The 19839-nt window shown below is 57.5% G+C and carries 22 protein-coding genes; 12 read left to right on the top strand and 10 right to left on the bottom strand.

The features are described from left to right. Positions 1-4: 4 nt before the first annotated feature. The 4 genes from ACIQWS_RS14355 to ACIQWS_RS14340 form a co-directional block, all read right to left on the bottom strand. The gene (locus tag ACIQWS_RS14355; RefSeq protein WP_346306309.1) at positions 5-247 is read right to left on the bottom strand and encodes a hypothetical protein; all 243 of its coding nucleotides are present in this window, start codon (positions 245-247) and stop codon (positions 5-7) included. 67 nt (positions 248-314) lie between these two features. After that, positions 315-1121, bottom strand: coding sequence for a transglutaminase family protein (locus ACIQWS_RS14350; protein ID WP_403180328.1), 807 nt, complete (start codon positions 1119-1121; stop codon positions 315-317). A 125-nt stretch (positions 1122-1246) separates the two neighbouring features. Continuing rightward, positions 1247-1438 (bottom strand): CsbD family protein, encoded by a 192-nt coding sequence (locus ACIQWS_RS14345; RefSeq protein ID WP_223613774.1) that lies wholly within the window; start codon positions 1436-1438, stop codon positions 1247-1249. A gap of 253 nt (positions 1439-1691) precedes the next feature. Then, the gene (locus ACIQWS_RS14340) at positions 1692-3548 is read right to left on the bottom strand and encodes an AI-2E family transporter (RefSeq protein WP_403180325.1); all 1857 of its coding nucleotides are present in this window, start codon (positions 3546-3548) and stop codon (positions 1692-1694) included. Between the two features lie 326 nt (positions 3549-3874). Here ACIQWS_RS14340 and ACIQWS_RS14335 point away from each other — a divergent pair, with 326 nt between their 5' ends. The 3 genes from ACIQWS_RS14335 (at position 3875) to ACIQWS_RS14325 (ending at position 5595) form a co-directional block, all read left to right on the top strand. After that, the gene (locus ACIQWS_RS14335; protein ID WP_346306306.1) at positions 3875-4033 is read left to right on the top strand and encodes a DUF3309 family protein; all 159 of its coding nucleotides are present in this window, start codon (positions 3875-3877) and stop codon (positions 4031-4033) included. A gap of 224 nt (positions 4034-4257) precedes the next feature. Continuing rightward, positions 4258-5130 carry a PRC-barrel domain-containing protein gene (locus ACIQWS_RS14330; RefSeq protein WP_346306305.1) on the top strand — a complete coding sequence of 291 codons (873 nt, stop codon included), beginning with the start codon at positions 4258-4260 and terminating at the stop codon, positions 5128-5130. A gap of 126 nt (positions 5131-5256) precedes the next feature. Beyond that, positions 5257-5595 (top strand): YqjD family protein, encoded by a 339-nt coding sequence (locus tag ACIQWS_RS14325; RefSeq protein ID WP_223613778.1) that lies wholly within the window; start codon positions 5257-5259, stop codon positions 5593-5595. 231 nt (positions 5596-5826) lie between these two features. On the opposite strand, the gene ACIQWS_RS14320 is transcribed toward ACIQWS_RS14325, so the two are convergent. Further along, on the bottom strand, positions 5827-7470 hold the full coding sequence (locus ACIQWS_RS14320; protein ID WP_403180319.1) for a sensor histidine kinase: 1644 nt from the start codon (positions 7468-7470) through the stop codon (positions 5827-5829). 222 nt (positions 7471-7692) lie between these two features. Here ACIQWS_RS14320 and ACIQWS_RS14315 point away from each other — a divergent pair, with 222 nt between their 5' ends. Further along, positions 7693-7914 (top strand): hypothetical protein, encoded by a 222-nt coding sequence (locus tag ACIQWS_RS14315; RefSeq protein WP_346306302.1) that lies wholly within the window; start codon positions 7693-7695, stop codon positions 7912-7914. A gap of 7 nt (positions 7915-7921) precedes the next feature. Here the strand turns inward: ACIQWS_RS14315 and ACIQWS_RS14310 are convergent, their stop codons facing one another. Beyond that, positions 7922-9283, bottom strand: coding sequence for a sensor histidine kinase (locus ACIQWS_RS14310; RefSeq protein WP_403180315.1), 1362 nt, complete (start codon positions 9281-9283; stop codon positions 7922-7924). 109 nt (positions 9284-9392) lie between these two features. Beyond that, the gene (locus tag ACIQWS_RS14305; protein ID WP_346306300.1) at positions 9393-10148 is read right to left on the bottom strand and encodes a Crp/Fnr family transcriptional regulator; all 756 of its coding nucleotides are present in this window, start codon (positions 10146-10148) and stop codon (positions 9393-9395) included. A gap of 141 nt (positions 10149-10289) precedes the next feature. Here ACIQWS_RS14305 and ACIQWS_RS14300 point away from each other — a divergent pair, with 141 nt between their 5' ends. Continuing rightward, positions 10290-10709, top strand: a complete 420-nt coding sequence (locus tag ACIQWS_RS14300) for a hypothetical protein (RefSeq protein ID WP_346306299.1) — start codon at positions 10290-10292, stop codon at positions 10707-10709. On the opposite strand, the gene ACIQWS_RS14295 is transcribed toward ACIQWS_RS14300, so the two are convergent. Both ACIQWS_RS14295 and ACIQWS_RS14290 read right to left on the bottom strand, forming a co-directional pair. Then, on the bottom strand, positions 10692-11243 hold the full coding sequence (locus tag ACIQWS_RS14295) for an RNA polymerase sigma factor (protein WP_223613785.1): 552 nt from the start codon (positions 11241-11243) through the stop codon (positions 10692-10694). The two genes, ACIQWS_RS14300 and ACIQWS_RS14295, sit on opposite strands and share 18 nt — an antisense overlap. A gap of 11 nt (positions 11244-11254) precedes the next feature. Further along, positions 11255-11458 carry a NepR family anti-sigma factor gene (locus tag ACIQWS_RS14290; protein ID WP_223613786.1) on the bottom strand — a complete coding sequence of 68 codons (204 nt, stop codon included), beginning with the start codon at positions 11456-11458 and terminating at the stop codon, positions 11255-11257. 166 nt (positions 11459-11624) lie between these two features. Between ACIQWS_RS14290 and ACIQWS_RS14285 the strand changes: the two genes are divergently transcribed. The 3 genes from ACIQWS_RS14285 to ACIQWS_RS14275 all read left to right on the top strand — a co-directional run bounded on the left by ACIQWS_RS14285 (position 11625) and on the right by ACIQWS_RS14275 (position 14308). After that, a complete protein-coding gene (locus tag ACIQWS_RS14285) occupies positions 11625-12419 on the top strand; it encodes a response regulator (protein WP_346306298.1) in 795 nt (264 codons plus the stop codon). An 87-nt stretch (positions 12420-12506) separates the two neighbouring features. Next, positions 12507-12671 (top strand): DUF1328 domain-containing protein, encoded by a 165-nt coding sequence (locus ACIQWS_RS14280; RefSeq protein ID WP_346306316.1) that lies wholly within the window; start codon positions 12507-12509, stop codon positions 12669-12671. Positions 12672-12862: 191 nt separating this feature from the next. After that, positions 12863-14308: an ArnT family glycosyltransferase gene (locus ACIQWS_RS14275; RefSeq protein ID WP_403180307.1), complete on the top strand. Its 1446-nt coding sequence runs from the start codon at positions 12863-12865 to the stop codon at positions 14306-14308. Here the strand turns inward: ACIQWS_RS14275 and ACIQWS_RS14270 are convergent. After that, on the bottom strand, positions 14250-14969 hold the full coding sequence (locus tag ACIQWS_RS14270) for a glycosyltransferase family 2 protein (RefSeq protein WP_346306296.1): 720 nt from the start codon (positions 14967-14969) through the stop codon (positions 14250-14252). The two genes, ACIQWS_RS14275 and ACIQWS_RS14270, sit on opposite strands and share 59 nt — an antisense overlap. 374 nt (positions 14970-15343) lie before the next feature. Between ACIQWS_RS14270 and ACIQWS_RS14265 the strand changes: the two genes are divergently transcribed. The 4 genes from ACIQWS_RS14265 to ACIQWS_RS14250 all read left to right on the top strand — a co-directional run bounded on the left by ACIQWS_RS14265 (position 15344) and on the right by ACIQWS_RS14250 (position 19795). After that, complete coding sequence (locus tag ACIQWS_RS14265) at positions 15344-16681, top strand: murein hydrolase activator EnvC family protein (RefSeq protein ID WP_403180300.1); 1338 nt, start codon at positions 15344-15346, stop codon at positions 16679-16681. Next, positions 16671-17996, top strand: coding sequence for a S41 family peptidase (locus tag ACIQWS_RS14260; RefSeq protein WP_403180297.1), 1326 nt, complete (start codon positions 16671-16673; stop codon positions 17994-17996). The genes ACIQWS_RS14265 and ACIQWS_RS14260 overlap by 11 nt, the downstream gene beginning before the upstream one ends. Before the next feature lie 99 nt (positions 17997-18095). After that, positions 18096-19238, top strand: a complete 1143-nt coding sequence (locus ACIQWS_RS14255) for a divergent polysaccharide deacetylase family protein (protein WP_403180292.1) — start codon at positions 18096-18098, stop codon at positions 19236-19238. 38 nt (positions 19239-19276) lie between these two features. Further along, positions 19277-19795, top strand: a complete 519-nt coding sequence (locus tag ACIQWS_RS14250; protein ID WP_403180289.1) for an RNA pyrophosphohydrolase — start codon at positions 19277-19279, stop codon at positions 19793-19795. The last annotated feature ends 44 nt before the right edge of the window (positions 19796-19839 follow it).

The raw sequence follows: 19839 nt of genomic DNA, 5'->3' as shown, positions 1-19839 counted from the left end.
CAGCCTAGGCCCGCTTGATATCCTTGGCAAATGCAGCCCGGTCAATGGCGGCGATCATGCAAATTTCCAGATCCCCCAAGCCATCCAGAATCTCTTCCTTCGAGATGCCGATAGCCTCCGCGGCGGCGGTGCATTTTGCGACCAGTTGTTTGGGCCTTGGATCATGATGCGCCATATCCGCCGGACGCGTGGCATGAACATTGGCTTCTATCCAGCTATTGACGAAATCGATCGCACGTTGGCTCATGCTTTCCTCCTGTATATCACCAGTCAAAACTGCTGGCAGCGGAGAAGGTTGCGAAAAAAGCAGGATATCACACCGCCTCTTCAGCCCAAACCGTGAATTTTGTCAGCACATTGGGACCAAAAATATTGGTCAATGGAACATCCGCCGCATCTCTTCCGTGCGCCACCTTGATCCGCCCGATACGGGGCTTGTTGTTGCGCGGATCGAACGCATGCCACTGTCCACCCAGATAGACTTCCATCCAGGCGCAGAAATCCATCGCCGAATGGGGCGGCGGCACGCCGATATCAGTGATATAGCCCGTGCTGTAGCGCGTCGGAATATTGAGACACCGGCAAAAAGCCACGGCCAGATGGGTAAAATCCCGGCAAACGCCTCGGCCTTCCGCATAGCCCGATGCGGCGGTCCGTGTCGGATTGGAAAACGCATAGCCGAATGTGATGTGATTATGGACATAGTCGCAAACGGCTTGCACCCGTTGCCAACCCTCTGGCGTATTGCCGAACAGCCGCCATGCTTCTTCGCTCAAGACATCCGTCTCGCAATAGCGGCTGCCCAGGAGATAGACCAGTGTCTCCGCAGGCAAGTCCTGCACGCGGTGCTGGACAGCCTCCAGCACAACAGGATCCGGCATACCGCTATCGCGGACAATCGCATTGGTCGAACAGATGAACGGGCCGGGCGCAGCCAGGATGCGGTTGCACCAGTTGCCGAACTGGTCGTGATAACCGTCGACGCTCGAACCGAATGTCGACTGGAATGTCTCGATGCCTTCAATGTCCTCGACGCGCGAATGGTGCACGTTCAAGATGGCAATCAAGGGTGTTTCCTGAACAAAGTCAAAACGCAATTCACACCCGACATTCAGTCTCATGAACACATCCCCATCAACCTGTAAGAATATCGCTTTTTGAAAATCGCAGCTCAGCACGACAGACTATTGCGCAAAAAGCAACCGGCTCGATTGCGAGCCGGTTCAAACTTCAGCCATAGGAACAGTCAAGCGCGGTCAACGACCTTCTTCACGGCATCCTTGGCCTTGCCCTTCATCTCTTGGGCATCGCCCTTCAGTTCCTGAGCCTTGCCTTCGGCCTGCAGCTTCTTGGAGCCTGTTACCTTGCCCGCTGCCTGTTTGATGTTGCCAGCGGCTTTGTTGGCAAGTCCGGAAATCTTGTCACCTGTGCTACCCATCGGTACACTCCTTGAATGTTCACTCACCAGAGGTAAACGGGCGGTGGCGCTTCCGGTTCCCGCGAAATCAAAAATACTTAAAATATTGAATTTAAAGGATAATTTTTTCGGATCAAAGCAAAAACCCGGTGCCCACGGGGGAACAGGCACCGGGTTCTGAACGTGCCGGTCAACGTGTAACCAGCTTCTGCGAAACGTCACAGAGTCATCTTGGTTCCCATCCGCGGGAAGGCTTTCCCGAATATCCCGGATATCACCCGGCAACCTGTTTGATTGCCGCTTCGATGTTCGAGGCAAAATAGCAATTTCGGCTTGATCCAACGATCTTGTCACCGTCAACAGTGCCTGCATCCTCGGCCCAGAAGCCGACAATGATTTTGATACGCCCATTCCGCCTGCGAATACGACGGACGAGATAACGGGCATGGGCCACCGAAGACATGTTGAGATAGCTGATATAGATCGCACTCGCATCGGCAAGGTCGAGCTTGCCGATATTCACGGCTTCAAGCTCGTCATGCGTGATGTCGCGAACCTCGAAGTCACCCCGCTCCAGGATATCGCCAATGATCACCGCTGCCGCGTCGTCGAGATCGCCTCGCCCACCCGCTGAAATGATCGTCCTTGGCTCTTCGCTCTTGCTGCGCCCGCTCTTGGCCGGTTCGACATGATCTTCATCGTCCTCGCCTTGCACGTCCTGATGTTCCGAGAGATTTTCCACAAGGCGTATCATGCTTTGTGCCACGCGACTGCGGCGCGCAGCATCCAGCACGCCCCGTCCCCGGTCATGCTCGGCGAGAAACAGCGCAGGGACAGCAACGGATGCGTAGTAATCCGCAATCGCCGATGACTGCAGATAGTCTTCCGCTTTTTCCGTCGCCTCGTCGGGATCGCCGGACAACAACCGCTGATAAAGCTGTTGCGGCGGCGACAATACGGGTTCGTTGCCAAGCAGCACATCCAGGAACTCGAAGCGCGGCACGTGACGCCCGAGCACCACGAGACAGACCGTCAGCGGGGTGGAAAGCAGGAGCCCGATCGGGCCCCATATCCATGTCCAGACAATCGCCGCAAGCAGGATGGCAACCGGCGAGAGCCCGGTCCTCGAACCATAGAGCACCGGCTCCATGACATTGTTGCTGATCAACTCGAGAACGATGAACAAGGCGGCGGTCCACAACAGGAGCATCCAGCCGGGATCGACCGCCAACGCAAGCATGAGCGGGAAAGATGCGGCAATGAATGGTCCGATATAGGGCACGAAACGCAGGGCGATGGCGAGAAGGCCCCACAGCATCGGATTGGGGATACCAATCAGCCAGAGGCCGATGCCGATCGGGACACCAAAGCAGATATTGATCACAAGCTGCATCAGGAGATATTGCCCGACCCGCTTGCCCGCATCATGCAATGCCGTGGTCGTGCGGTGAATGTCGCTGGCTCCCACAAGCCGGATGAAGCGGTCACGCAAATCTTCCCGCCGCAGCAGCATGAAGATGACAAAGACCACGACAATGCCGACCGTTGCCAGCGGCTGAATCAAGGGCACGGCGACGGTTTGCAGCAATTGCAGGGGATCCGGGGCCGGATAACGGATTTCGACCGGAACGGGTTTATCCGGATCACCTTTTGCGAGGGGAGACTTGTTTTCTGCCTGATTGTTCGGCGTCACATTCTCAGGAGGTTGTTGTGCCTGTGTGCCTGCGCCGTTTTGCGCGGGAAACCGCTCCACTTCATCGGAGCGGCCAATTTCTTCATTGAGCCGTTTGAACATGCGCGCACCGCGGTCAAAAACACCGTTACCGGACTGCGCGTCCTTGATGGTCCTGATCTTTGCCTCAATGTTGTACTGGTAGCTTGGCAGATTTTGCGCCAGAACCGTGAGCTGCCCGACCACAATCGTGGCAAACAGGAATATGGCGATAAACGCGGTCAGCACCACGGCGATAACCGAAAGAATCTTCGGCACACCGAAGCGGTGAAGCTGAGTGACCAGCGGCGACAAGGCAAAGGTCAAGAGCAGCGCCAGCGCCAGCGGAACAAAAATATCCCGGGCAAAATACAGCGCAGCGACCACCGCAATGGCCACAATGATGGGCGGGAACTGCATTCGCCCGTCGGCATCGGGAGGAGCAGGCGCATAAATTGACCTTTGACTGACGCGCTCAACGGCGCGCGGGGACGCCTCCCTTACATTCTCAGACGGCATAGCCAGCCCGCTTCTCCGAATTCATGAAAATCCCTCTCCGTTCGATAACACTCTGAAACGAAGCCGGCTGAATTTGGTTGCATGGCCCCCGCCAAGACCTACGAAAACGACACCAACCCGTTCTTTCGCACTGCATGGAGCAGCATCGAAACGCTGCAGCGGCCGGAACAAAAATCGATATCGGAAGTTTTCAATGCATCGGGCCGCTCAAAGGAGAGAAGCAGAGAATGCCGGTGACAACGATCCTGATCATCATTCTGATACTGGCGCTGATCGGCGTGTTTCCAAGCTGGCCCCACGCGCGGGCATGGGGTTACGGCCCTTCCGGTTTGCTTGGGATTGTCCTGGTGATTCTGCTCATCCTGCTGCTTTTGGGCCGCATCTAACGGAACTGTTTGAACTCTGATTGCCCGGATCAGACCTGACGAAAGGATCGACACACTATGCTGCGTGGAGTTTTACTTTGGCTCATCGGCCTGCCAATACCGATCATCCTTATTCTCTGGTTCCTCGGCTATCTCTCGTAGGAACGTTGCGCGGCGCTGCCTTCATGCCGGCCATTGTCCCGGCGCTTCTTCACATCACGATATTATACAGGAATCATATTCGCATGACCAAACGTCTCTTGATGACCACTGCCTTGATCACAGTCCTGGCAACATCCGGTTTCGCCCAGGCCCAGGAACCGGGTTCAGCGGCAACGCACGGCATTTTCCACGACAAAAGCAAGCCTGCGCAAAATGCCGGGCGCTATGTCGAATCTGCAGCCGGGCAAATCCTGGCTTCCGGCTTGATCGGGCAGAAAGTCTATAACGGCGCCAAGGATGATTCCGTCTCGATCGGCGCGGTCAAAGATCTGGTGCTTGACGCCAATGGCACGGCTGAGGCGGCAATCATCGGCGTTGGCGGATTTATCGGCATCGGCGAGAAGGATGTGGCCGTTGGACTGGATGGTCTGGCCTGGGCTGACCGGGCGGACGGTACGCGTTGGCTCGTCATCGCCACCAGCAAGGAGGAGCTGGAAAAGGCGCCTGCCTTTGACAAGGCGGCTTTGCTCGACGGGCACCCCGCGGCCGATGTTCTGAAGCCGTCTCTTGCGCCTGCCAAGCCGGCCCCGCAAGCCACAATGGCGACGCGTGACGGGTTGAAAGCTGTACCGGCAACCGCCGTCAGCGCGGAAAAATTGATCGGCACGACCGTCTATGGCTCGGATGATGAGACGCTTGGTTCCGTGGGCGACGCGTTGATGACCCCCGACGGTCAGGTCGAAGCCTTCGTCGTGGACGTCGGCGGTTTCCTTGGCCTGGGCAAGAAACCCATCGCCATTTCCATCGAGAATCTCGACCTACTGTCGGACAAGGACGGCAAGATCGCCGTCTACACGCCCTTCACGAAGCAGCAGCTACAGGCCCATCCCGCCTATAGCGAGGAAGCCTACAAGGCCGACAGCGAGAAAATCCTGCTGCGCGGCAGCGCCGAATAACAGTGTTTGCAGCCCAATGCAGGGAGACCGCTGCATGAGCAGCGGTCTCCGCTTCCGCATGGAACCAAACCGCAAGCGGGGCGTTTCAATCCCCATGAAACTTATATTTCTCAAGGAGTTCCTTTAATGGCGTCAGTTTCTTCGAAAGTTCGCAAAGCCGTGGACGATGCAACGGAGTCCAACCCGGATCTGCAAGCTCAGGTTGCCGCGTTGAAAGAGGACATCGCGAACATTGCGGCAACACTCGCCAAAATTGGCAAGACCTCCGCAAAAGAGGCGAGCAGTAATGCATCCTCGACCTTCGAGAACGCCAGGGCACGCGGCGAAGACGCACTGGATGAAATACGGTCTCAGGCCAAGGCGCTCGAGGATCAATTGACAGAGACTGTGCGCGAGAACCCCCTGACAACCGTTGCCGTCGCTGCGGGCGTGGGATTTCTTCTGGCTCTGATCGCCCGCCGCTGACATGCTGAAACTGCTGGCCCCCCTTCTGTCCAGTGCGGTTTCTGGAGAGCTCGGTTCCGCTGTGAGCCGGGCAAAGCGCCGTGCGGTCTTCCTCGCGCTGATCGGCATTCTGCTGGCGATTGCCGGCGTCTTCCTGCTCGTCGCGGGCTATATCGCGCTTTCTCGGCATTTCGGCGATTTGTACGCCGCCCTAATCCTGGCCGGCGGCGCGATCGTCCTTGCGCTTCTGGCCTACATCATCATGAAAGTTGCTGAAACGGTTGCACGCAAGCGGCAGCGCGAGCGGTCAAAGGTCGATACCTCAACCCTGCTGACCGTCGCTGCACTTGCCGCCGCGCCAACCATCTTGAAATCGCGGGGACTGCTGATGCTCGCCGTACCGGTCATCGCCTTTGCCGGACTTTCGCTTCTCACCAAGAAGCATCCAACGACAGCGGCTGATCCTTCCTTTATCGGCATCGAAATCAGAACTTCCATGCCGGTTTCGGGGTAACTCAACCGGACGCTGCTCGACAGAACTTTGTCCAGGCTGCGTTCAATCAGCCGCTCGCCAAGTCCTCGGGCGGCAGGAGGTATGACACGGGGCCCATCGGATTCGACCCAGTGAATCACAACCCTGGATTCATCGAGCCCGGTTTCCGTCTGCCATGACACACGCACCCTCCCCCGTGCGGAGGACAGAGCACCATGCTTGGCCGCATTGGTGGCAAGTTCGTGCAACGCGATGCCAAGTCCCAAGGCATGATCGGGCGGGAGAATCATGTCCTCGCCTTCCAGCACGACCTGGGCCGGATCATAAATCGCATAGGGTTCGACCTGCTTGGTGATGAGGTCAACGAGACTGATGCCGCTCCATTCACGATCCGACAAAAGCGTGTGTGCCTCGGAGATCGCCCGCAGCCGACCGGAGAAAGCCTCCATGAATTCCGCCGGATCCGAGGTCCGGTTCAATGTCTGCCGCGCCAGCGATTGCAGCATGGCCAGCGTATTCTTGACCCGGTGATTCAATTCCCGCAACAGCAGCCGGGTTTTCTCGGCGGCATTTCGCGTGCTGGTGATATCGATATTAACGCCAACGGCTACAAGCGGCCTGCCGGCGGCATCCCGTTCAAAGACACGGCCGCGTCCGAGCAGCCACTGGCCGGAGGATGCGGCGCGAAATTCGCCGATGTAATCCTGGTTATGTGCCATTGCGCGGGTGAACGCCGATTTCATCAATGGAAAATCATCCGGATGCATGGCGCGGAAAACATCTTCGCCGCTTATCGGCTTGTCGCCGCTAAGGCCGAGCATGGAATACGCCATCTTGTTGCCGGTGAATTTTCCGGTCTTCAGGTCCCAAACCCAGCTGCCGACATTTCCAACCTCCAGTGCCATATCATGGCGCAGTTCATCCCTGTTCAGGGTTTCGATGGACCGGACATTGCTTTGTGCATCGCACTTCATTTTGAGAAAGGAACCGGCAAGCCTGGCCACCTGTTTCAACTGGGATTGCAGCAGCGTGGTTGCCGTTTGTCCGGGCTGCGCCGAGGCGATGATAAGCGCAGCTACCCGCGCGCCACCAACCTCGACGGGCGTTGCTGCAACAAACCGCACATCATTGCCGGCTGAGCCCGCCACACCCCCGGAAAATCGCTTGTCTGCCGTCACATCGGGAACGACCAGCGATTCTCCCTCTGGCAGGACCAGCGCATTTGCGCCGAACACCCAGAAATCGGTGCGTCCCGCCGGCGCGTTTCCGGCCTGCGCCAGTATCCGGGTTTGCGTCTCACCGACCGCCACGATCAGCGCAACATCGGCATTCGAGAATGACAAGGCCAGAGAGGCTAGTCCGTGAAGCTCGCTTTCAGGCTGAAATTCAAGGCCGCTCAGCATGGAAACAGCGTCCAGACGAGCGGGCTCTGACAGAAATCCTGACATGTTTTCTGAAATTTGGTCTGACTTCATAGTCACATGACGCCCCTCATCGAGCCGTCCTTACTCTTAACATTGAAACAGCTTCGATTATCAACGCAACGCATACCCCTTTGTTCCCCGCCCGGAACATTTAATAGCGCCCGTCGTTTCTGTTGCGTGAGGAATGCAAAGGAGAAATCTATGCGCGAAGCGAAGGACATTCTATCGGACAATAGTCTGGACAGGATCGTGAAAATCGAAAAGCTGCGGGAACTGCTCAGCGAAGCCAGAGGATTGCAGCGGGCAGCGACGGAAGGTGGAATGGACAATGAGGACGGCGCTACCCGGACCTTGCGCGACATCGAACTTGCGCTGGAACAGCTGAAAGCCGACATGCCGGAAACCGGGGCGGCAACCCTCTGACTGCCACTCATTCGTCTTCCGCCTTCGCGTTTTCCGGCGCAGCTGCACTGCGAAGGGAGGGGAACGTGACCGTCACGATCGTGCCGCCACCATCTTTGGCGCCATAGGTCACCGCACCGCCAAATTGCTGGCAGAGCTGTGCGACGATCACGGAGCCCAAACCTGTCGCCCGCTTGTGGAGTTTTTTCTGGATGCCGATGCCATCATCAGCAATGGTGAGGGCTATAATGCCGTGGGCATCACGCTGCAGGCTGATTTCGATCAACCCCGCGCGATTATGCGGAAATGCGTGTTTGATCGCGTTCATCGTCAGCTCACCGATAATGATACCGAGGGTTGTGGCATCCCGGGAGCTCAGATCAATCGGTTCGAAATGGGCTTCGATCCGGATATCCCGGTCGTGAAAATGCGCTTCCCTGATGTCGGCCATAATCTCCGGCAAATACTCATCGGCCCGAACGGTTTCGTGATCCTTTCCCAGCCGGAGCCGGCGGTGTGCCGAAGAAATCGTCTGGATTCGATCACGCGCCGCGCCGAGGGCCACGCGGATTTCGTCTGACGAAACGCCGTGCATCTGGATGCCAAGAAGCGATGACACGGTCGCCAGCGAATTGCCGATGCGATGATCGGAATCCTGCAGGAGCGTTTCCACGCGCGCGCGCTCCCGCTTGGCAATCAGCATGGCCTTTTCGAGCTCGGCGGTGCGCAGTTGAACCATTTCTTCCAGTTGCGATTTTTCAGAAAGCAGCGTCGATTGACCTTCGGTCAGCTTGCGCACATAGCGCTTGGTGCGGCTGGCAAGGATATAGGCGAGTATCAGTGCACCTGCGAGGGCCAGGATCGAGGCAATGGTCAGCCAGAAGCGCAACTTGTCCATGGCTATGTTGCGGGCAATCAGCCGACGATCTTCTTCACCCAGGAAACTGTTGATGGTTTTCCTGACTTCATCCATCTGGCCGATGCCGAAATCGGAGCCGAGTGAAGCCAGAGCTTCGCTGTTGTTCCCCGCAAGAGACATCGATATGGCCGCTTCGACCTTTTGCTGCTTCTGCTTCGCCAGATCCTGAATTTGGCTGACAATGGCCTGTTGCCGGGGATTGCCTCTTGTCATCTCGTTCAGCGTATTCAGCGATTCGGCAAGGTGGGACGCGGCCGCACGATAGAGATCGAGGAAGGCGGGGTTTTGGGTCAGGAGATAACCGCGTTGACTGGTATGCGCTTCGTTCAAGAGGGCGAGTGCGCCATCCGCCTGCTCCCGGACCCGGTAGGTGGCAATGACGTCGTCCATCTGGTTGTTGAAGCCGCGGGTCAGGATGACGGTCGACGTCGCAGCGGTGATGATCAGGGCAAGCGAGATGATGATGGCCAACCCGCGCCGGGGTCTCTCCGAAAAGCCTGCCAAAACTCTGCGCCACTGCACCAACTGCACTGCTCCTGCCAAAACAGGCCTCGTATGCTCGGCCCGCCATATACACGAACTAGATAAAGGGTCTTGGCAGCTTCGGCAAACCTTGCCATCCCGATATATCCAGAAGGGTCGTTTCATTGAGGACTTCACAGCCCCGGTCAACCCAGCGCAATGCACCGCGCGCCGCTAGTTTCTTGAGCGTCTTGTTCGTATGCACGATGGACAATCCGAGCGTATCGGCAACGTGCTGTTGTTTCAGCGGCACAAACAACTTGTTGTTCTTGACCATGCCGACCGACTTGGCACGCTGAAAAATGAAGGCAAACAGATAGGCCGCGCGCTCCAATGCGGTGCGACGCCCGACACTGAGCAGGATTTCATCCAGCATCTGCTCTTCGCGGGACGCCAGCCAGGTAATATCGTAGGCAAGGCTTGGAAAGGTGCGAAAAAGGTTGGGGAGTTTGTCACGCTGGAAAACACACAAAATCACCGGCGACATGGCTTCGATGGAGTGCTGCATCTCCTTCATCAGGGATCCCTGCAGCCCGATGAGATCGCCGGGCAGCACGTAGTTGAGGATTTGCCGACGGCCGTCTTCCAGGGTTTTGTAGCGAAACGCCCAACCGGACAGAACCGTGAAAAGGTGCGCGCTGTTGGCACCTTCAACCAGAAATGTCGTCCCGGCGTCGGCAACAAGCTCGCCCGTCTTGAAGCCCGACAGGAACTCCAGTTCGTCCTTGTCGTGCGGTTGGAAATGCGGGAAATCCTGCAAGGGGCATTTTTCGCAGGGGAATTGCCGTACTGCTGAAGCTGTTGCTGTTTTCATTTGATTTCTCAATCGAGAGTTGTTGAGCACGCTAACATGCTGCCATTGAAATGACCGATAATTCTTCGCGTTCGACATGTCATAGTTAAATGACACCCTATTCCGTTCAGCGCATAAGCACTGCTTTTAGGAGCAGTTGATATGGAATTGACCGGCAAGCGACTTCTGGTTCTGGAGGACGAATATCTGATCGCACTCGAGTTGGAGCGCATTGCGGAGGAATGTGGCGCGAAATCCGTTCATGTCGTCTCGACCGTTGCAGAGCTTCTATTCTGGATTGAGAGCCAGCCGCCATGCGACATCGCCATTCTCGAAGTCAAGGCGCGGGGCACCTCCTCTCTGGACGCCGCAAGCCTCATGCTGCAACGGGGCGTTCCCGTTGTCTTTGCCACCGCCTATGATCAGCAAAGGAGCGGCATTGCCGGTTTTGCCGATGTTCCCGTGGTTTTGAAGCCCTATGGCAAGACCCAGATCCTGCAAGCCGTCACCACCGCTTTTGCCCGAATGGCTCTAAGAGCACTGCCGGCAAAAGAAGACGGCGCGTCAGGCGAACTTGTTTGATGTTACCTGCGTGGAAATGGAGTCTGGGCCGTAGTCAACCTCTCCCTGGACATCGAGAAGTTCCTGCAAGCGTGTTCTTGCACGGCTGACGCGGCTCTTGATTGTCCCAACGGCGCATGCACAGATATCCGCCGCCTCTTCATAGGAAAAGCCGGACGCTCCGACAAGAATGATTGCCTCGCGTTGATCGTCGGGCAGCTTTTCCAAAGCCTTGCGGAAATCCTGCAGATCAAGCGCGCCGTATTGGGAGGGATGCACCGAAAGCTGTTCGGTGAAAATGCCATCCGAGTCCTGCACTTCGCGCCCGCGCTTGCGCATCTGGCTATAAAATTCATTGCGCAGGATCGTAAACAGCCAGGCCTTTATGTTGGTGCCGGGCTCGAACGAATCCTGCTTGGCCCACGCTTTCATGATCGTGTCCTGGACGAGATCATCCGCGCGGTCGGGATTGCCGATCAGCGATACTGCGAATGCGCGCAGCTTCGGCAGGGACGCAATCAGATTTCTCTTGAAATCAGGGGATTCATGTACCATTCGACCGCCTGCTATTTTGACGACTGAGCATGGTTGCGTTCAGCTTCGTCGAGCTTTTCCAGAAGGTCGAGGAAACGCGCCGGTATTTCCTCCTCCTGTACGGAGGCATAAAGCGCACGCAGCTTCAAACCGATTTCTGATTCCGCGTTTCTGACGTCGCGGCGGCGGACACGACCCTTTTCGGAGCCGTCTGAGATACTTTTGTTGGCGTTCATTCTACTATCTTTGCTGGTCGTTCGTCGCAAAAGCTTTTGGCAGGCACATTAATGTCGATAATCCCCTGGAGAAGGAAAAGTTCCATGCCAGGGAACTTTTTTTTCGCCAATGTGTTTTGGTTCGTACTAGTCTTCAATGCCCAAACGGGAACGGGAAATCACCATAATGTCATTGTCCACTCGGATCGCTCCACATCTGCCCTATCTTCGCCGCTTCGCCCGCGCCATTACCGGGTCGCAATCGTCAGGCGATGCTTATGTAGCGGCGACGCTCGAAATCCTCATCAGCGATGTCTCCCTTTTTCCTGAAGCTACCTCCGACCGGGTCAGCCTCTACAAGCTGCTGATCAAGCACTTCAATTCCGTCAATGTCCGCCCGCTCGAGTTGCAATCGGAATTCGGCTGGGAAAAGCACGCGGCAGCTAACCTGACGGCCATCGCCCCGCGCGCGCGTCAGGCTTTCCTTCTCATCAGCCTTGAAGGCTTCAGCCAGGCTGAAACCCTCGATATTCTCGATATAGATGAGCAGGAGCTTTATGCTCTCCTCGACGAGGCTTCCGTCGGCATCTCCAGGCAGATCGCCACCGATATCATGATCATCGAGGACGAACCGCTGATCGCCATGGACATCGAACATATGGTGGAAAGTCTGGGTCATCGGGTTGTCGGTATCGCCCGTACCCGCGACGAGGCCGTGAAACTCTATGCGGAAACACATCCGAGCATGATTCTTGCCGACATTCAGCTCGCCGACGGCAGTTCAGGCATCGATGCGGTCAACAACATCCTGAGCCAGGACGCGGTTCCCGTGATCTTCATCACAGCGTTTCCTGAGCGGCTCCTGACCGGCGAAAGGCCGGAACCGACCTTCCTTGTCACCAAGCCCTTCAACCCTGACATGGTCAAAGCCCTGATTACACAGGCGTTGTTCTTCAAGGAAAGCAGCAAGGCAAAGGCATAGGAGCCGGCAAAGCATCCGCACCTGCTGCCGCATGGAACAAAGGCACCCCTTAGATCGTTGTGCATGCAACAGGATAGGGAGTTGATAATGTTATATTATGCGGTTGTGTTTCTTATTATTGCCCTCGTGGCCGGTGCACTTGGCTTTGGCGGAATAGCCGGGGCTTCGGTCGGGATAGCCAAGATTGTTTTCTTTGTGTTCCTGGCGTTGCTGCTCGTCTCGTTGATCGCAGGCCTGCTCCGCAGGGCGTAGTCACAACAATTTGAATGCGTGAAAGGCCGTCGGCATCAAGCCGGCGGCCTTATTCATTGGCACGGTTCTCCATTGGAAATTTGTAGCATTGCGGCAATGGAAACTTGGTTGTAGTGGGATACGACACATGTGAAATGACGTCAGGCTGCATCCAATCTTGAGTCTATGCAGCGTTGAAACTGGACGGCCCGATGATCAACTGGACCTACCTCGCCCGGCGAATCCCCCTTGTAATACTATGCTACACAGCGGCCCTGATCGCACTCAGGCTGGCACTGTCGTCATTCCTCGACATCGATGAAGCACAGTTCGTCGGTTCCGTGGATTTTTCCTGGATTTACGGCAATTCGCACCCGCCGCTTTACAATTGGCTTGTGCGGGTGGCGCTTGAGCTCACCGGTTGGAACTGGGTTGTTGCGACGGTTCTGGTCCGTCTTTGCCTGCTTGGCCTCTATCACTGGCTTTCATTCGATACCGCACGCCGATTGGGCGGCGACCGTGCCGGAGTATTGGCCCTGGCGGCATCCGCCCTCCTGCCGCAGATTGTCTGGATGTCGATCCAGACAACGGCGCATACGCTTCTGGTGATCGTTGCGTCCATCGGCACGATCCATGCTCTGGCTCTGATCCGGTCGGGGCGTGGATACAGCGCCTATGTCTGGCTTGGTCTATGGGCCGCCATTGGCGGGCTGGCAAAATACAACTTCTTCATGTTCCTGTTCAGCTTTCTGATCGCCTGCGCGCTCAACAGGACCATTCGCCGTCAGATTTTCTGCAGACCCGCATTGATATCCCTTGGCATTTTCCTGCTTGCCATGGGCCCTGTGGCCTTGGCCTCCTTGAATGCACCCCTGGCTGCGACGGCCGGTCGAATGGTCAAGCTCAACCACCTGATCCCGATGCTCCAGCCTTTTGATCTTCCTGGGTTTGGGGTGGACGGGCTTCTCAGTCTCTTCATCTCGACCTTCCTCTGGTCAGGCCCGGCGCTTGTGATCTTTTTGATTGGCCGCTGGCGGGACGATCCAAAACCCGCTCCGGACGGAGACACTGATGTCAGGAAAGTCCTGTTCCGTACCGTCGTGCTCGGTTTGACGGCCTTTGCTTTGATCGTCTTTTTTGCCGACTACCATTCCGTCGCGGAGCGCTATATGGCACCCATTCTGGCACCCACAGCCATTTTGCTGGCGCTGTCCTTTCCGCAAAAGCATGGCGCGCGAAACCTGCTGATCATATCCGGCGGTTTCTACGCATTGGCGCCTATTGCCTTCGCCATTGTGCTGCTGTTCGGTGACGATCGCCTGTCGATACCATTCGATGCGGTTGCCAATGCCATTCACGTGCAAAACTCAACTCCGGCGCGGATAGCAGCCAAGCGGCAGGATGACGCCGCCAACATCGCCGTGCAGCTCCATTGGCCGCCGGCAAGCTGCAAGGCCGACGATATCGTCCTTGTCTGGGAGGGCGGCGATGCACCGGATAAAGAAACGCTCGAACTCCTGCCCGCCGATGCGGCCGCGGCCGGACCCATGACCCGCGTTGACAGCCCATTGAGAAACTTCAACGGCCAGATCAGGACGTTCAGCTTTCAGCGTTATTCATCTCACTTACCCCTGCCGGATCAGAGTATCGGCGGATAAGCCAGAAGACACCCACAGTGTCGAGAAACGCAACCGCAGCGCGATCGAAGAACCCGTATTTGGAGACACCGGCCAGCCGGGGACGGTCTTCCACGTCGACTTCGACGACAGTCAGCCCGGCCCGGATCGAGAGGGCCGGGAGAAAACGGTGCATGTTGTCGAAGTAGGGTAGCCCTCTTGCCACGGACGCCGGCAGGACCTTGAATCCGCACCCTGCATCCCTGCAGTTGTCCCTGAGAAGGCGCTTGCGGATGAAATTGGCGGATTTCGATGTCAGCAACTTCACGACCCCGTCATTGCGGCGTTTTCTGACCCCGGCAAACAGCGCAGGCTGCGATTGCGCAATGCGCGGCCAGAGGCGCGCCAGATCCAGCGGATTGTTCTGCCCGTCACCGTCCAGCGTCGCGATCCATTGCCCCCTTGCGGCCTGAAAACCGCTGACAAGAGCCCTGGATTTGCCCGTGCGGTTTTTATGGCGCAGCACGCGAACGTGGCGACCCGCATTCAACGCTTCCTCCGCCGAGCCGTCATTCGAGCCGTCATCGATGATCAATATCTCATAGCTGACCACACCTGAAAGAGCCTGATTGATCTCGGTGACAAGGGCGCCGATGTTTCCGGATTCATTATAGGCAGGAATTACGACTGACAGATCGGTCATTTGAAAAATCCAGAAACCAAGGTGAACCTTCCGCACTACGATCAAAATCCGGTCATGCCGGTCGGCTTCGAAAGATCATTGCATCGGCGCAATGCGTCAGGATGTTCGATACGTTCTTTGCCCGTTCCCATAGCACTCAAAAGGAGAAAGCAAAACAAATGTTCGCGACGAACGGAAACCGCGTCCCCTTATACCGGCTGATCCCGCCGCGGTTTCACGCAAGAGTGAAGCTGACGTCGTAATTCCGCCATCCCGATCAGCACTAAAATGCTAGCATCACGCTAATATCCCGTGTGGATGCTCTATGGTTAATAGTTCATTAATCGAAGTCTTCCTATTGTCGGGCTCTAATCTTAATTCATTTCGGTCCGCATATGCATTTTCGGGTTACAGATGCAATCATTGGTTCAAGGAAGAGTTCCCGCATGGGTGCTGGCCTCCTTGTCCTGCTGTTTGCCTGCGTTTCGCCGGTGCACGCGCAGGAACAGGTCGACGCAAAGCGCGCTGAAACCGTCAAACAACTGGACGAACTCACCGGCCAGATCAGTTTGTCTGCTGATCGCGTGGCTTCCCTCGACAAGGAAATTGCCGATCTGAAGAAGGATCAGACCACCCTGACGGCCGCGTTGATCCAGTCGGCCAAGACCGAGAAAAAACTGACTGAAGATATAGCCGCTATCGGCGACAAGCTGACCGATCTGCATGAACGGGAAGACGGAATAAAGCTCTCTCTCAAGGGCCGGCGCGCGGCGCTCGCTGAGGTCCTTGCCGCCTTGCAGCGCATGGGGCTCAATCCGCCCCCCGCCATCCTCGTTCGCCCTGACGATGCCCTTGCGTCGGTCCGCAGCGCCGTCCTGCTGGGCGCCGTGGTTCCGGAAATGCGCGAACAGACGGAAGTGCTGATTGCCGATCTCAAGGAGCTCTCGCGGATCAGGACGTCGATTTCCGATGAGCAGACCCGTCTGACCGCTTCCCTGTCAGGCCAGGCGGAGGAAAAGAAGCGCCTCGATCTGCTTTTGGCCGAAAAGCAGAAACTGCAGACAACATCCGAGGAAACGCGCAAGGCCGAACAGCAGCGGGCGGAAGAACTGGCCCGGCGGGCGACATCCCTGCGCGAATTGATCGCCTCGATGGAAAAGGACATGGAAGAGGCGCGCAAGGCAGCCAGCGCGGCGAACCAGCAGGAAGAACAGAAGCTCGCAGCCAGCAAGGAGCGGGCCGACAATTTCGCCTCCAACCAGGAACGGCTGTCAGCCAAGGTGAATTTTGCCTCGCTGAAGGGACACCTTCCCATGCCGGGTGCCGGAAAACTGGTTCGGCATTTCGGCGACGAGGATGGATTGGGCGGTGTCGTGCAGGGCGACACGCTGGAAACCCCGGCAGGCGCAACAATTACCGCCCCCACGGACGCCGTGGTACTGTATGCCGGCGCCTTTCGTTCCTATGGCCAACTCTTGATCCTGGACGCCGGCAATGGCTATCATGTCGTGTTGGCAGGAATGAAGAGAATCAATGTTTCGCAGAATCAGTTTGTTTTGGCGGGAGAGCCGGTTGGTGTGATGAACGAGCAACTTGTTGCGAGTACCGGCACCGTTCCGTTGGGAAATGGAGCGCCAATGCTTTACATTGAGTTCCGAAAAGATACAAAACCTGTTAATCCCGCTCCCTGGTGGGCGGATAGGCTCGCTGGAAGGACCACAAATGATACGTAGGTTAACGCTTCTCATGGCCGGAGCCCTGATGGGTGCAACGGCAATGGTGGTTGTGCAGGGTGCACTGCCCACAACCGTTGCAGAAGCTGCGGGCACTGACACATACAAGCAGTTGTCGATTTTCGGCGATATTTTTGAGCGGGTGCGCAACCAGTATGTCACGCCGCCGGATGACAAGAAGCTGATCGAAAGCGCCATCAATGGCATGCTGACGTCGCTCGACCCGCATTCGTCCTATATGAACGCCGACCAGGCCCAGGATATGCGTGTGCAGACCAAGGGCGAGTTTGGCGGCCTTGGCATTGAAGTCACGATGGAAAATGAGCTTGTGAAAGTCATTGCCCCCATCGAAGACACGCCTGCCTCCAAGGCGGGTGTTCTTGCCGGCGATTATATCTCGCAGATCGACGGAACCGATGTCCGCGGCCTGTCGCTGAACGACGCGGTCGACAAGATGCGCGGCGATGTCAACACCCCCATCGAGCTGACGCTGATCCGCCAGGGCGCCGACAAGCCGATCAAGCTGACCATCGTGCGCGACGTGGTCAAGGTGAAGGCCGTCAAGTACCGCGTCGAAAACGATGTCGGTTATGTCAGGGTGATTTCCTTCACCGAACAGACCTACGAAGACCTGCAAAAGGCGATCAAGGACATCCAGAGCAAGGTTCCCGCCGACAAGCTCAAGGGCTTCGTGCTCGATCTTCGCCTCAATCCGGGTGGCCTGCTGGACCAGGCGGTTGCCGTCTCCGATGCCTTCCTCGACAAGGGCGAGATCGTCTCGACCCGTGGCCGCGACCCGCAGGACATCACCCGCTTCGATGCCCGTCCGGGCGATCTGATCAACGGCAAGCCGATGATCGTCATGATCAATGGCGGTTCCGCCAGTGCGTCGGAGATTGTTGCCGGTGCGCTGCAGGATCATCGCCGGGCGACGGTGCTGGGCACGCGGTCCTTCGGCAAAGGCTCGGTGCAGACGATCATCCCGCTGGGCGAGAATGGCGCACTGCGGCTGACGACGGCGCTGTATTACACCCCGGCCGGCAAATCGATCCAGGGCAAGGGTATCGTGCCGGATATTGCGGTCGAACAGCCGCTGCCGGACGATCTGAAGGGCCGGGCCGAGCCGATGAGTGAATCCAGCCTGAAGGGCCATATCAAGGGCGTTCAGGAGGATGCGGAAGGATCGGGCTCGATTGCCTATGTCCCGCCGGATCCAAAGGATGACCTGCAGCTGATCGAAGCCCTGAAGCTGCTGCGCGGCGAACAGGCCAATGCCGCATTCCCGGCAGACCCGTCCAAGGGCGTACCGAACTGATATGACAAAGGGGATCAGGCTGGCTCTTACACACCTGGTCCCCACTTCATTTCCCACCGATCATTCCTTCCGTATCATCCTCCTCATCGGCCAAAGCGCGTGAATTCCGACATCAACAGGCCGCTGGGACAAAACAGCAAACGGCCCAAGGACAAACCGAAGGCTGGCGCTCGCTGGTTCTTGCCAGCCATTGCCGTGCTGGGGGTGGGAGGCGCCGCACTGCTGATCTCGTTCACCAGCAATCACGGATTTCGCAATCCGCCTCCGGAAATGGAAAAGCCCGAACAGGCAGCGGTAACTCCGCCAGCGCCGGCCAAGACGATACCAGCATCCGACAAGGCCCCGGCAGGCGTCGTCACGCAAGGGAATGTCACCACCAATCCCGGCGGCCCGAAAATCATCGTTGTCGGCGATCCCGCCAGAGCGACCCAGAATCCGCTGACCGCCCATATCCCCGACCGGGATCTGCTGGAGACGACTGCGCTCGGCTCTCTGCCGGTCATCGGGCCGGACGGACGGCGGCCGCTCGATGTCTATGCGCGATCATGGTCGGGCGCCCGCGGCGCGCGGATCGCCCTCGTCATTGGCGGGCTCGGCATGTCCCAGACCGGTACACAGCAGGCAATCGCAACGCTCCCGGCGGAGGTGACGCTGGCTTTTGCCCCGGAAGGCAATAGCCTCATCCGGTGGATGCAGACGGCCCGCCAGAATGGCCATGAACTGCTGATGCAGGTGCCGCTTGAGCCTTTTGATTACCCGCGGGTCAATCCCGGCCGCAACACCTTGACGGTCGATGCGCCCGCCGCCGAGACTTTGGACAATCTGCACAAGGCCATGGGCCGCATCACCAATTACACCGGCATTATCAATTACATGGGGGCCCGCTTTACCGCCGATGCCAAGGCCATGACGCCTGTCATGCAGGATATCGCGAAACGCGGGCTGCTCTATCTCGATGACGGCAGCTCCGCGCGCAGCCAGGCCGACACCATCGCCAGTCAGCAGGGAACCCCCTTTGCTGCCGCCGATGTGCTGATTGATGGCACGCAGGACCGGGGCAGCATCCTCAAGAAACTGGATGAGCTGGAGCGTATCGCCCGGGCCAAAGGCACGGCGATCGGCACCGGTTCGGCCTTCAGCGTAACCGTGGATGCCGTGGCCGCCTGGACCAACGAAGCCAAGACCCGTGGCATCGAGATCGTACCGGTTTCGGCCCTTGTCCGTGATCCTGAAAAGGGCTAGGCACCCATCACTATCCCATCATCCAGCGGAGTATTCGCATGAGCAAGAAACATGTCGACCCCGAGACGCTCCCCTACCGGCCCTGCGTCGGCATTATGGTGCTCAATGCCGATAAACTCGTCTGGGCGGGGCACCGCATTGTCATACCCAATGATGAAATGGACGGGTCGACCCAGCTGTGGCAGATGCCCCAGGGTGGCATCGACAAAGGCGAGGATGCGGAAATTGCGGCCCGCCGCGAACTCTACGAGGAAACGGGCATGAAAACCGTTTCGCTGCTTGCCGAGGCGCCGAACTGGATCAACTATGATCTGCCGCCCGCGCTTGTCGGAATCGCCCTGAAGGGAAAATATCGCGGCCAGACACAGAAATGGTTCGCCTACGAATTTACCGGTGATGAAAGCGAGATTGCGATCAACCCGCCTCCCGGCGGCCACACCGCTGAATTCGATGCGTGGGCATGGAAACCCATGACCGAGCTGCCAGACCTCATCGTGCCGTTCAAGCTCACCGTCTATGAACAGGTTGTCGCTGCGTTCAAGCATCTGGCGGGCTGATCTGCGGCTCAAGCGCAATTGAAACAACAAAAAAGCGGACCAAA

The organism is Phyllobacterium sp. NPDC097923 (assembly GCF_044760925.1).
GTDB lineage: Bacteria > Pseudomonadota > Alphaproteobacteria > Rhizobiales > Rhizobiaceae > Phyllobacterium > Phyllobacterium calauticae.
The sequence above is the reverse complement of the archived record's forward strand: the minus strand, read 5'-3'. Positions and strand labels throughout refer to the sequence as shown.